The following is a 12,644-nucleotide window of genomic DNA, read 5'->3' as shown; positions in this document are numbered from 1 at the left end:
TGTTAGGAGGGAGTGCGTGCTACATAAGTTTTATAGGGAACAAAAGGGAGGCATAGTGCTGGAAGCGGCTTTAATACTGCCTTTCTTCCTTGCCTTTGTTGTTGGCCTTGTTATTTGTATTCAAATCGCTTGCCTAGAAATGGCGCTGCAAGCTGGGGTTTCTGAAGCAACTAAATCTATAGCTGGTCAGCTATACCCGGTAAGACTTCTCGTGCACGAAGCTAAAGCGAAGTTTGATCAAAGCGGCCCAGCAGAAATAATGAATTCAGCCATTGACCATGTTCAATCTGTACGGGAACAAGTGTCCAACACTGAAAGTTTAGCAGATGAATATGCCGCATATATCCCTGAACCATTGCTCGAATTAGTTAAATGGGAGAAAGAGAAGCGGCTGCAAGGTGAGGAGTTCGTGACAGAAGAGAAAGATGAGTTGTACGAGCAGCAAGTTATACCTCGCATAAATGCTGCGTTTACACCTATTGTTTATGCTTTTTGCGATCCTTCAACGGTGACGAGAACTAACTTTAAAGTTAGTTCTATAACACTCCCAAGTCTATATAACGACGGTGATGCTTATTTTGGCATTGAGGCGGAAATAGCGTATCGCCTTCCGATTCCGTTTCTAAGTCAAACGATTATTTTGAAAAAGAGGGCGTATGAACGGGCATGGGTCGGTGCCTAATTACTGTTTCAGAAAGAGGGGGCTTTGAATTCATTATTTATTTTTGATTCTTATTGCGATTGCTTTTGTTACTGATGTACGAAGAGCGGTAATCCCCAACAAATTAACAATCTGCGGAGCAGCTATAGGAACAATTTTGAATGTCTCATTAAGTGGTTTGAACGGATTAAGCTTTTCGCTTATCGGTGCAGGAATTGCCTTTATTGCGATGTTCCTGCTCTATCTCATCGGTGCGCTTGGGGCTGGGGACGTAAAGTTGTTTACAGCTATAGGAGCTATGATGGGCACAAGTTTTGTTTTCCAATTGATGGTATATGCCATTCTTTGTGCTGCCTTGATGGGACTAGTTTTACTAATGCTGCACAAAAAAATGGCAGCTACGGGCCAGAAGCTGGTAAAGTGGCTTTTTTCAATCATCGTGTTACATGATCTGAACATCGTTAGGGGGATGAAACGTGACCCTAATATCAAGTTTCCCTTTATGTATGCCGTTATGCCAGCCGCCATAATGACCTGGTATTACTCGTTTATTTGAGAAGAGGTGAGCCCGTGACAGAGGAAATATTCGGACTGCGCTATGAATTTGTCTACCAGCATGGTCATTATATGAGACTCTATAAAGATGATGGAGAGGGTCTGGCAGCAGATGCTCTTTCAAATTTGCAACTGAAGATGCTTGAGGCCAACACGATCCCCAACATATTACCGCTCGAAATTCAAGAGGTAGATAATCGAATAAACTTACTGTATAGCTTATCAGCTAAGAGAATGCTTGCTCAGGTGCTTAAGGTCGAAGAACTTTCTAAGTGCCATTTCGCCAAGCTTATGTATGCCATTGTTTGTGCAATTGATGAAAGTAAGAATTACATGCTGCATGAGACGGGATTTGTTCTGAAAGATAATTTCATCTTTATAGGCAACGGATGGTCTGATGTATTTTTGACGTATGTACCAATGGATCAAAGTACGGATGAATGGCGTGTACACAACGCAATACTGGATTTAATGAGGCAGATTGGCTCGAAGTTGAATGACGAAACAAGGAGAGATGTAGAGGCTTCGTTAGAAACAATGGCGAGTATCCAAAGTCTGCAGGATTTCAAAATAAAACTATTGAAGCTTATGGATCAGCAATCTACCGTTCAAGAGGGGCTGCCAAAGCCGATATGGAAACAAAATGCGGTGATTAAACCTCTCAATTTAATCAACTCAGCGGACGAGTCACCGATTCATTCGCCAGTTTTGGACGCGAAGCAAGAAATAGTCAGTGCTCAATCGGTCGTTTTTACCCCAACCACACAAAGAACGCAAATAATTGTCCTTATTGGTGTCATACTGGTAATGGCTTTGCTCTGGCAGCATTACGTATCTTCTCCTTCAACTAGCACGCTGCACCTGTCAGCTGGAATAACTATGTTATTAGCAGACGTATGGTTTGTATTGAAATTTCTAGGGCGGCCGCGGTACAACCGTGTTGGGGAAAAGCATGTGCCTTTCTTTTCTGATCATACAGAGAAGCATTCTGGGAATAAGAGAGAGGCGTCTACCGTATCCAAAGTAGAACCTCCGGACATTCAAAGCCATTATCAAAATTTACATATGCATACAACATTACTTCAAAATAACGCTAGGAATGCAACGGTTTTTCTTGGGAATCAAAATCTTAAGATCAAACCCGAAGGGCCTAGGCTCGAAAGGCAACATCAAGGCGTTCAGACATCGGTGCCGACATCAGTGCCAATTCTTTGTGACCATTTCACAATTGGTCGAGGTGATGACAATTTAAAGGCTGACTATGTATTAGAGGAAGCTGGGGTATCCAGAATACATGCTGAAATAACAAAATGTGATCAGGGCTATGCGCTGAAAGATACGGGCTCTACGAACGGAACTTCTCTCAATGGAGAGGCGCTTGTTACCTATCAATCCTACTTGTTAAAAGATGGCGACGAGATCCAAATTGTGTGCCAAACCATAATTTTTCGATATTGAAAATTTAGCTATTTCCTGTCAAGCTATAGCAGTGGTATAATAAGAAGTCACGAGAATGTGCGATTTTTTAACAGACAGGAGTTTAGATTTTTAAAATGAGTCTTTTAACGATAGAGGATTTGAGCCACAGTTTTGGGGATCGAACATTATTTAAGAATGTTTCCTTCCGTCTACTGGCAGGCGAGCGCGTTGGCATAGTGGGAGCAAATGGTGTGGGCAAGTCCACATTGATGAATATATTGACCGGGAAACTATTGAAAGATACAGGAAAAGTAGAATGGACGCCAAGAATTAAGTATGGCTATTTGGATCAGCATTCGGTACTAGCGGCTGGCAGGACGATTCGCGACATTTTGCGCGATGCGTTCCTACCTCTTTTTGAAGAAGAGAAAGCGATGATGGCCATTACCGAAAAGATGGCGGATGCTTCGCCGGAAGAACTGGAAGTTCTCCTAGAGCAGATGGGCGAAATTCAGGAACGTTTGGAAATCGGCGACTTCTACCTGCTGGACGTCAAAATCGATGAGATGGCGAACGGACTTGGCCTTAACGCAATCGGGTTAGACCGTGATGTGACGTCACTTAGCGGTGGACAGCGGACCAAAGTTCTTTTGGCCAAGCTGCTTTTGGAGAAGCCAACCGTACTGCTTTTGGATGAGCCTACGAACTATTTGGACGTGGAACATATCGAGTGGCTAAAAATGTATCTCAGAGATTATCCATATGCGTTTATGCTGATTTCACATGATACGGAGTTTATGAATGAAGTCGTTAACGTGATCTATCATTTGGAGTTTACGAAGTTGACTCGTTATACGGCGAATTACGAGAAATTCCTAGACATGGCGGAAATGAACAAATCGCAGCATATTGATGCTTATGAGAAGCAACAAGAGTACATTAAAAAACAGGAAGACTTTATTGCTCGCAATAAAGCGAGGGCTTCCACCTCTACGCGGGCAAAAAGCCGTCAGAAGCAGCTAGAGAAAGTGGATCGAATCGAAAAGCCAGAAACTGCGATGAAACCCACGTTCATATTTAAGGAATCTCGTACAAGTGGTAGAATCGTATTTGAGGCAGAAAATTTGGAAATTGGTTACGACCGTCCGCTTTTACCGAAAATGAATGTGACGATTGAACGCGGCGAGAAAATTGCGATCGTTGGCTGCAACGGTGTGGGGAAATCGACACTGCTCAAAACAATTCTTGGCAAAATCGAGCCATTCAGCGGCAAAACGTATCAAGGCGATTACTTAAGCCCAGCTTACTTTGAGCAAGAGGTTAAAGCGCCAAATATGACGCCGATTGACGATGTTTGGAATGAGTTTTCTTCCATGAATCAGAATGAAGTCAGAGGCGCTCTTGCCAGATGTGGCTTGAAAAATGAGCACATCACGCGTGCCATGAGTATGCTCAGCGGGGGAGAGCAAGCCAAAGTTAGGCTATGCAAACTGCTGATGAGAGAAAGCAACTGGTTGTTATTTGATGAGCCAACAAACCATTTGGACGTTGTTGCCAAGGAAGAACTTCAAAGAGCTCTGATCGCTTATAAAGGAACGGTTTTGCTTGTTTGCCACGAACCGGAATTTTATGAAGGCTGGGTTACTAGAGTTTGGGATGTAGAAGAATGGTCTGCCAAAGCAAAAGTAACGAATTAACCCATTAGGAGGAAATGTCCAATGTTAACTCATGTTGTGTTTTTTAAACTCAAAGATCGTAGTCCTGAAGCTGTAGAAGTAACGAAAGCGGTTCTTACGAATATGGAAGGGAAAATTCCCGTATTGCGCCATATTGAAGTAGGGACAGATATTCTTCATTTGGAGCGTTCGTACGATATTGCTTTAATTACGAAATTCGATTCTTTAGAAGATTTAAAAGCATATGACATTCATCCTATTCATGAAGGTGTGAAGGCTCATATGAAGACAGTACTTGATGGGACTTCCATTTGCGTTGATTTTGTAAGCTAATTGGGTTTGAAAAACATAAAGGAACAGTGTAGTATCCTTAGAAGGGGTTCGCATTGCGGCTTATGTCGCTAATGCAGCTAAAATTCCTAGGCTGCACTGTTTTTTGTGTGTTTATAGGAATCTTAATAATTTATAGAAAAGGGAGGAATCCCGAGTGAAATCCAAACTAAATAAAGCTTATATGACGGAAGTCCTCGAGATGCTGCTGCGTACACCAAGTCCAACAGGTTATACGCACCACATTATGAAAAAGGTAGAACAAGAAGTGAATAAGCTTGGTTATGAGCTTACATATACGAATAAGGGCTGCGGCATTGTGACGGTACCAGGTGTCCGTAATGACCGAGTTATTGGTATTTCTGCGCACGTGGATACCCTTGGTGCGATGGTTCGTTCTATTAAAGAGAATGGAACACTTAAAATCACATCATTGGGCGGATTTATGATGGGGGCTATTGAGAATGAATATGTTCAAATTCATACACGTGATGAGCGTGTTTATGATGGGACAATTCTCACTTCGAGACCATCTGTTCATGTGTATGAAGATGCCAGAGAGTTCAAACGCGATGAAGCCAATATGGAAGTGCGCATCGATGAGCTTGTTAAGTCCAAAAAAGAAGTTCAGGATCTTGGTATCCGGGTTGGGGATTACATTTCCTTCGATCCACGTGTTCAAGTGAAGGAAAATGGCTTCGTGAAATCTCGTCATTTGGATGATAAAGCGAGTGTAGCTTCTTTATTTGGTCTGCTTAGACTCATCCAAGAAGAGGGCTTGAAACCGCTCTTTACGATAAAACTGTTTTTCTCCAATTATGAAGAGGTTGGACACGGCTCCGCGTTTATTCCAGAAGATATTACGGACTTTATCGCTGTTGATATGGGTGCGCTTGGCGATGACTTGAGCGGCAGCGAACGTGATGTCTCCATTTGTGCCAAGGATTCGTCAGGTCCTTACGACTATCAGATGACTTCCAAAATGATCGAGCTTGCCGAGAAACTGGAAATTGGCTATGCGGTTGATATCTATCCAAGGTACGGCTCAGACGCCTCGGCCGCGCTCAAAGCCGGCAGTGATATTCGTGCAGCGCTTGTAGGCCCTGGTGTTCATGCGTCACACAGCATGGAGCGGACGCATATGGATGCTGTAGTTAACACAGCAGCACTTCTTGCAGCATACGTCATGGAGCCTGTGGAAGCATGAATATTTTGAGTGCAGTCAACATTACCAAAACTTTTGGCGATAAAGTGTTGTTCGATGACATCAACTTCACGGTGAACGAGAAGCAGCGCATCGGTCTCATCGGCGTGAACGGCACAGGCAAATCCACGCTGCTGAAGCTGCTAGCGGGACTAGAGACAGCGGATCGCGGCAAGCTCGTGCACGCGAATCATTTCCGAGTGGAATTCTTGCCGCAGAACCCGGAGTTCGATCCGAACTCCACGGTGCTTGAGCAAGTATTCCACGGCGACACGCCGCTCATGAAGACGCTGCGCGACTATGAGCGGGCCCTTGCTGAGCTGGAGCTTGATCCCTCCAGCGAGAAGAAGCAAGCGCGGCTGTTCACAGCCCAGTCGCGCATGGATGAACAAGGTGCCTGGGAAGCCAGCACCTTGGCCAAAACCGTGCTGATGAAGCTAGGCATCAGCGAGTTCGACAAGCCCGTCGGCCTGCTGTCGGGCGGCCAGCGCAAACGCGTTGCCATGGCGCGCGTTCTGATTCAACCGGCCGATCTGCTCATCCTGGATGAGCCGACGAACCATATCGATAACGAGACCGCTATCTGGCTCGAGGAGTTCCTCGGCAAGTGGCGCGGCGCGCTCTTGCTCGTTACCCATGACCGGTACTTCCTGGAGCGGGTCACGAACCGCATCCTGGAACTGGACCGGGGCAAGATCTATAGCTACGAGGGCAACTACGAGGCGTTCCTCGAGAAAAAGGCGGAGCGGATGGAGTCCGAAGCATCCAGCGAAGATAAACGGCAGAATCTCATGCGCCGCGAGTTGGCTTGGCTCCGTCGCGGCGCGAAGGCGCGCACGACGAAACAGAAGGCGCGCGTGCAGCGCGCCGAGGAGCTGCGGGACCACAAAGTGGACGGTCCCGGAGATAAGCTGGACATGGCGCTGGCTGGCAGCCGCCTTGGCAAGAAGGTGATGGAGCTGGAAGCCGTCACCAAAGCTTTCGAAGGCGGCAAGACGCTGCTGAGCGGCTTCAGCTACATCGTGATGCCGAAGGATCGCCTCGGCATCATTGGCCCTAACGGCAGCGGCAAATCGACGCTGCTGAACATGCTCGCCGGGCGTATTCAGCCCGACAGCGGCACGATCGAGACTGGCCAAACCGTGAAACTAGCGTACTACACGCAAGAAACGGTCGAGATGGATGAAAAGATGCGCGTCATTGATTACATCAAGGAAGCAGCTGAGCTGATTCGCACGTCGGATGGCGAAACAATTCCTGCTTCGCAAATGCTCGAACGCTTCATGTTCTCTCCGACACTGCAGTGGTCACCTATCGGGAAGCTGTCAGGCGGCGAGCGCCGCAGACTTTATTTGTTACGTACACTTATGGGTGAACCGAATGTGCTGCTCCTTGATGAGCCTACGAACGATTTGGACATCCAAACGTTGACCATACTGGAAGATTATCTGGATAGTTTCCCAGGAGCCGTTATTACGGTCTCCCATGATCGATACTTTTTGGATCGCACTGTTACGCATCTATTTGCTTTTGATGGCCAAGGTGGAATCGAGCCTTACATCGGCAACTACTCTGATTATTTGGAGGAGAAGCAAGAGCAAGAAGAGGCAGAGCAAGCACGCAAAGAATTGGCCCGTCAAGCAAGCAGCAATGCTGGAAATAGCAAAGCAGCAGCAGCCAATAATTCCGCAGCCTCAAGCGGCTCAGCGAATTCAAACCGTCCTAAGAAGTTAACGTTCAAAGAACAGAAGGAATGGGATGAAATAGAGGGGACGATTGCAGCTTTGGAAGACAAGGCGGCAAGCTTGAAACAACAAATTGAAGCGGCTGGCAGCGATTTTGATCGTGTTCGTGATTTGTATGAGCAGGAGCAGCAAACAACAACCGATTTGGAAGCAGCAATGGAAAGATGGACTTATTTATCCGAGTTGGTAGAAGAAATAGAGCGAAATAAGTTATGATAGAAGAAACTACAATAAAGGCAGGTATGTATTCCACATGATTAATGTTAATAACGTGACGCTTCGTTACGGCAAAAGAGCGCTTTTTGAAGACGCTAATATTAAGTTTACACCAGGTAACTGTTACGGACTCATCGGCGCGAACGGTGCAGGGAAATCCACATTTCTAAAAATTCTTTCCGGTGAAATTGAGCCGAACACAGGCGAAGTGTCTATCACTCCTGGTGAAAGAATGGCCGTACTCAAACAAAACCATTACGAGTTTGACGAAATCGAAGTTTTGAAAACCGTTGTAATGGGACATTCTCGTTTGTTCAAAATCATGGAAGAGAAAGATGCCCTGTACGCAAAAGCAGATTTCTCTGAAGAAGATGGCATGAGAGCTGCAGAACTAGAAGGCGAGTTCCAGGATCTAGATGGCTGGCAGGCGGAGTCCGATGCGGCAGAGCTATTGATTGGTCTTGGTATTCCAACTTCCTTGCACGATACGAAGATGAAAGATCTCGACGGCAACGAGAAAGTTCGTGTTCTCTTGGCGCAAGCGTTGTTCGGCAATCCGAACATTTTGCTTCTCGATGAGCCTACCAACCATTTGAACTTAGAGTCGATTCGCTGGCTGGAAAACTTCCTTGCTCGTTTCGAAGGAACGGTTATCGTAGTATCCCATGATCGTCACTTCCTGAACCAAGTGTGTACGCACATTGCGGATATTGATTTTGGTAAAATTCAAATGTACGTCGGTAACTATGATTGGTGGTACGAATCCAGTCAATTGGCTCTTAGACTTACAAGAGATGCGAACAAGAAAACAGAAGAAAAACGTAAAGAGTTGGAAGCCTTTATCGCTCGATTTAGTGCGAATGCGTCCAAATCCAAGCAAGCCACTTCCCGTAAAAAACAACTCGAGAAGCTTACTCTTGAAGATATTCGTCCTTCTAGCCGTAAATATCCGTTCATTCACTTCAAAGGTGAGCGTGAAGCTGGTAAACAGCTGCTAGCTGTTGAGAGCATCTCCAAAACGATTGATGGCGTTAAAGTATTGGATAACATTACGTTCACGCTTAACAAAGGGGATAAAGTCGCGTTCGTCGGTCCGGATGGTATTGCCAAAACGACGCTTTTCAAAATCCTCATGGGCGAAATGGAAGCAGACTCGGGTACGTACACATGGGGAGTTACGACTTCGCAAGCGTATTTCCCAAAAGATAGTCAAGAATATTTCAATTCTGAGTTGAACTTGGTGGATTGGCTTCGCCAGTATTCCAAAGACCCAGATGAATCATTCCTTCGCGGATTCTTAGGACGTATGTTGTTCTCTGGTGAAGAAGCTTTGAAGAAAGCTAATGTTCTATCCGGAGGAGAGAAAGTACGCTGCATGTTCTCCAAAATGATGTTAAGTGGTGCCAATGTTCTTATTCTTGATGAACCTACCAACCACTTGGATCTGGAATCCATCACAGCGCTCAATAACGGCCTTGTTGATTTTGACGGTACGATGCTATTCGTTTCACATGACCATCAGTTCATTCAAACGATTGCCAATCGTGTTATGGAAATCACACCAAAAGGATTCATCGACAAGATGCTTACGTATGATGAATACCTAGAAAACGAAGATGTGAAAAAACTGCGCGAAGCTCAATACGCGTAAGACCAAATGAAAAGCGCCCTGATGTATGACTCTCAGGGCGCTTTTGCCTACATAGCTCTAGCTTCCGCCAGTACGACGGCGTTGATTATTTACTTTTTTGGTCATTTGACTTTTGGCACTTTGGTTGCCATTGCCTGCTTGTTTAGGGTTTGCACGTGCTGCGGCTTGATCCGCTTTCTTCTGAGCTAATTTTTGTTTGATCGCATCCGCTAGGCTTACCTTCTTAGGACCTTGTTGTTCGTCCAACTGATCTTGTGGCTTGTCTGACATAGAAACACCTTCTTTACCGTGATATGTTAATAGTATAATCGAATCAAACAAAAGATGAAAGAAGGTGTGAACGATGTTTGACCCAACGATCTACGACAACATTAAGGTGGTATTAGAAGGAGCCGTCTACGACTTGGATTTGGATGGCAAAATTTTAATTACACGCCGGGAAGATCTTGTAGATCTTTCTTCGATGTCCCGAACGTATGCGATTGAATTTGCAAGAAAAATCGATAAGCCGAGCAAAGCTGAAATCAATTTGCATGTTCATTTAAGTGATTTGGCTGCTGAAATTTTAGAAAATCCTACAGCTAAACCGGGTTGTACACTTACGATTAAGCTTTTCACGAAAGTTAAGAATCCAGAAATAGAATGCAAACATATCGAAGAGCAGTTAGGTCGTATTTGGGAGCATCGTCCGCAAATCACGCAACTTCTTTCTTACAAATTCGGAATTTTCCCGATGATGTATCATAATCAAATTTCGCTTTCATTCGGCAGAAAAGTCGATGAGAGCCATTTGGATGATTTTCCTCATCTTATCGGCTATGCGGCCGACAGTTTGACTTGGTTAGATGAACGTGGAGGTTAGCATGAAGGAGCTTTCTCAACAAGAATTGTTAGATATCGTTAACAGGCAGGAGGAGTCCTTTGCTGTATTTTTGTATACACCATTCTGCGGGACATGCAAAGTGACTGAACGTATGTTAGAGATCATTATGACAATGCAGCCCTCTTTGCCACTGTATAAGAGCAACATTAATTTTCTTCCGCAAATTAGCCGTGAATGGCAAGTGACCAGCGTGCCTTGCATCGCTATTTTTGAACAAGGGCATGACAAACAACTGATTTATCGCATGCAATCTGTGGATGAGCTATATCGCAAACTGCTGCCCTTAAGCAGCAAGTAATGAATAGGAGATGAGAAGAATGAGCAACTTTCAAATCGGAGATCACGTCATAGCTGAGTACAAAACTGGGGTTTATTATGGTGAAGTGGTGGAAATGTCAAGTACGATGAAAGCAGCAGTCCGCATTCTGGCTGTAAAAGAACATCCAACGCAAGGGGATTTACACAATCCGATGGATCCGAGTGTAGCTTTTTTTCACCAAAGACGGGCATTATCGTTTCAGGAGATTGCTTTAATGCCGATTTCAACGATACGTTCCTATGCAGGTGTAATCCCTGAATATCAAGTATCACTGGAGAGAGCGCTTATGGCTCAAATCTCTAAGTTGTCGGAAATGGAAGCATGGGCTAGGCGCTCTCTTCAGGAGCTTAGTCAACTGCAGAAGGAATATTTCCCGAAGACGACTTAAGAAACTTCCAAATACAATTTTGTGCCGTCGTTATACTTAAAAATAGCGACATCACCAATGATCTCGATGAGCGAGATCATTTTTAATTTGCGGCGGAATTCAAAATGCAGTTCAAATTCCTTAAGCTTACTGGATAACAATTCCATATGTGAACTACGATGTGTGAAATTAAGTACGGGAATGGATTTGTTTTTGAATTTAATGGTAACTGCTTGCATGTTAAGTCCTCCTTCACGTCTTCCATCTGGCAAATGTACCAGCTGGTCTACCCTACTTAGGATACATTTCAAATGTTAGGTATGTTTGAGACAAACTATTAAAAAAGTTTTAGTATCTTATTATATGTAAAGAATAGCAAGAGAGGGCTAGTTCCTCGAATAACTTTTTAAATTAATCGGGATACCTGTCTACAAATGACGAGTCTGAGCGATAGATTAGCGGTTGCGGGGAAAGATAAGCACAATTATAATAAGAAAGATTGTAATCAAACATGTTTTGGGGGGATTCAAATGACAGAAAGAAAACCAATCCGCATCGGTATTATCGGTTCCGGAAACATCGGAAATGTACATATGGAAGTGCTGAAAAAAGTGCCGGAAGCAGAAATTGCCGCGGTAACAGATGTGTACTTACCACTTGCAGAAGCTAGAGCCAAGGAACATAACATTGAGCGGGTATATGAGAGTACGGACAAGCTGCTTGCTGATCCAAGCATTGATGCGGTAGTTATTGCTGTATCCAATGAATGGCATGCGCCTATTGCCATCCAAGCGTTAGAAGCGGGCAAACATGTCATGCTGGAGAAGCCTATGGCAATCAATCTCGAATCGGCTAGACAAATTGTAGAAGCAGAGCGTAAGGCCGGTAAAGTGTTGATGATTCCGCACCAATTGCGGTGGGAGGTCCTGTCTCAGGCTGTCAAACAACAGGTTGACAAAGGCGCGCTAGGCCATATTTATCATGCCAAAGCAGGCTGGATGAGACGCAAAGGCATTCCTGGCTGGGGAACTTGGTTTACACAGATGGGGAAATCCGGCGGCGGCCCCTTGATTGATCTAGGTGTACATATGTTAGACTTATCGCTCTACTTGATGGGGAATCCGAAGCCGGTTTCGGTTTATGGGGCAACCTATGCGGAGTTTGGTCCGCGCAAAAAGGGGATCGGCTCCTGGGGGACACCGAACTGGGATGGGCAATATGATGTAGAAGATTTGGCTACAGCGTTAATTAAACTAGATAATGGTGCTACCCTATCGCTCGATGTAAGCTGGGCTGCCCTTATTGAAACAGATAGTCAGCCTTATGTTCATCTCCTTGGTTCCGAAGGAGGCGCTTCGATCCGTGGCAATAAAGGGAAGCTGCTAGCGGAAATATTTGACCGCCAAGCTGATGTGGATCTGACGATACCCGAGCTGGATGAAGGACCTCGTGTACGTATGATGAGACATTTCCTATCCTGTATCGAAAGCGGTCAACAACCAATTACCTCCGTCATGACGGGTTATACGAATAATTTAATTCTAGATGCGATTTACCAATCCTCACAAACCGGCAATGAAGTGAAATTGAACTGGGACATCGAGTAGACAGGGGCTGC

General features: G+C 44.9%; 14 protein-coding genes. 12 read left to right on the top strand and 2 right to left on the bottom strand.

Translation table 11 applies throughout. The features are described 5' to 3' along the window. The first annotated feature begins 16 nt into the window (after positions 1 to 16). The 8 genes from GQF01_RS35025 (at position 17) to GQF01_RS34990 (ending at position 9,457) form a co-directional block, all read left to right on the top strand. Positions 17 to 682 carry a TadE/TadG family type IV pilus assembly protein gene (locus tag GQF01_RS35025; protein ID WP_161411937.1) on the top strand — a complete coding sequence of 222 codons (666 nt, stop codon included), beginning with the start codon at positions 17 to 19 and terminating at the stop codon, positions 680 to 682. A gap of 43 nt (positions 683 to 725) precedes the next feature. Then, the gene (locus GQF01_RS35020) at positions 726 to 1,217 is read left to right on the top strand and encodes an A24 family peptidase (protein ID WP_161411936.1); all 492 of its coding nucleotides are present in this window, start codon (positions 726 to 728) and stop codon (positions 1,215 to 1,217) included. A gap of 14 nt (positions 1,218 to 1,231) precedes the next feature. After that, positions 1,232 to 2,674 (top strand): DUF6382 domain-containing protein, encoded by a 1,443-nt coding sequence (locus GQF01_RS35015; protein ID WP_161411935.1) that lies wholly within the window; start codon positions 1,232 to 1,234, stop codon positions 2,672 to 2,674. 95 nt (positions 2,675 to 2,769) lie between these two features. Then, on the top strand, positions 2,770 to 4,332 hold the full coding sequence (gene abc-f, locus GQF01_RS35010; protein WP_161411934.1) for a ribosomal protection-like ABC-F family protein: 1,563 nt from the start codon (positions 2,770 to 2,772) through the stop codon (positions 4,330 to 4,332). A 21-nt stretch (positions 4,333 to 4,353) separates the two neighbouring features. Further along, positions 4,354 to 4,644 (top strand): Dabb family protein, encoded by a 291-nt coding sequence (locus GQF01_RS35005; protein WP_161411933.1) that lies wholly within the window; start codon positions 4,354 to 4,356, stop codon positions 4,642 to 4,644. A gap of 181 nt (positions 4,645 to 4,825) precedes the next feature. Further along, on the top strand, positions 4,826 to 5,848 hold the full coding sequence (locus GQF01_RS35000; RefSeq protein ID WP_202556852.1) for a M42 family metallopeptidase: 1,023 nt from the start codon (positions 4,826 to 4,828) through the stop codon (positions 5,846 to 5,848). Beyond that, positions 5,845 to 7,806 (top strand): ABC-F family ATP-binding cassette domain-containing protein, encoded by a 1,962-nt coding sequence (locus GQF01_RS34995; RefSeq protein ID WP_161411931.1) that lies wholly within the window; start codon positions 5,845 to 5,847, stop codon positions 7,804 to 7,806. The genes GQF01_RS35000 and GQF01_RS34995 overlap by 4 nt, the downstream gene beginning before the upstream one ends. A gap of 37 nt (positions 7,807 to 7,843) precedes the next feature. Further along, positions 7,844 to 9,457, top strand: coding sequence for an ABC-F family ATP-binding cassette domain-containing protein (locus GQF01_RS34990; RefSeq protein ID WP_161411930.1), 1,614 nt, complete (start codon positions 7,844 to 7,846; stop codon positions 9,455 to 9,457). A 57-nt stretch (positions 9,458 to 9,514) separates the two neighbouring features. Here the strand turns inward: GQF01_RS34990 and GQF01_RS34985 are convergent, their stop codons facing one another. Then, positions 9,515 to 9,727 (bottom strand): hypothetical protein, encoded by a 213-nt coding sequence (locus tag GQF01_RS34985; protein ID WP_161411929.1) that lies wholly within the window; start codon positions 9,725 to 9,727, stop codon positions 9,515 to 9,517. Positions 9,728 to 9,800: 73 nt separating this feature from the next. Between GQF01_RS34985 and GQF01_RS34980 the strand changes: the two genes are divergently transcribed. The 3 genes from GQF01_RS34980 to kapB are packed head-to-tail and all read left to right on the top strand — an operon-like array spanning position 9,801 to position 11,047. Then, on the top strand, positions 9,801 to 10,319 hold the full coding sequence (locus GQF01_RS34980) for a hypothetical protein (RefSeq protein ID WP_161411928.1): 519 nt from the start codon (positions 9,801 to 9,803) through the stop codon (positions 10,317 to 10,319). Between the two features lies 1 nt (position 10,320). Next, positions 10,321 to 10,638: a thioredoxin family protein gene (locus tag GQF01_RS34975; protein ID WP_161411927.1), complete on the top strand. Its 318-nt coding sequence runs from the start codon at positions 10,321 to 10,323 to the stop codon at positions 10,636 to 10,638. Between the two features lie 19 nt (positions 10,639 to 10,657). Continuing rightward, complete coding sequence (gene kapB, locus GQF01_RS34970; RefSeq protein ID WP_235960820.1) at positions 10,658 to 11,047, top strand: kinase-associated lipoprotein B; 390 nt, start codon at positions 10,658 to 10,660, stop codon at positions 11,045 to 11,047. Here the strand turns inward: kapB and GQF01_RS34965 are convergent. Continuing rightward, positions 11,044 to 11,265, bottom strand: coding sequence for a hypothetical protein (locus GQF01_RS34965; RefSeq protein WP_127451768.1), 222 nt, complete (start codon positions 11,263 to 11,265; stop codon positions 11,044 to 11,046). The two genes, kapB and GQF01_RS34965, sit on opposite strands and share 4 nt — an antisense overlap. Positions 11,266 to 11,556: 291 nt before the next feature. Between GQF01_RS34965 and GQF01_RS34960 the strand changes: the two genes are divergently transcribed. After that, on the top strand, positions 11,557 to 12,633 hold the full coding sequence (locus tag GQF01_RS34960; protein ID WP_161411925.1) for a Gfo/Idh/MocA family protein: 1,077 nt from the start codon (positions 11,557 to 11,559) through the stop codon (positions 12,631 to 12,633). Positions 12,634 to 12,644: the final 11 nt, after the last annotated feature.

Source organism: Paenibacillus silvestris, assembly GCF_009882985.1.
Taxonomy (GTDB): Bacteria; Bacillota; Bacilli; order Paenibacillales; family NBRC-103111; genus Paenibacillus_E; species Paenibacillus_E silvestris.
This window is presented reverse-complemented; position numbering and strand designations above follow the sequence as displayed.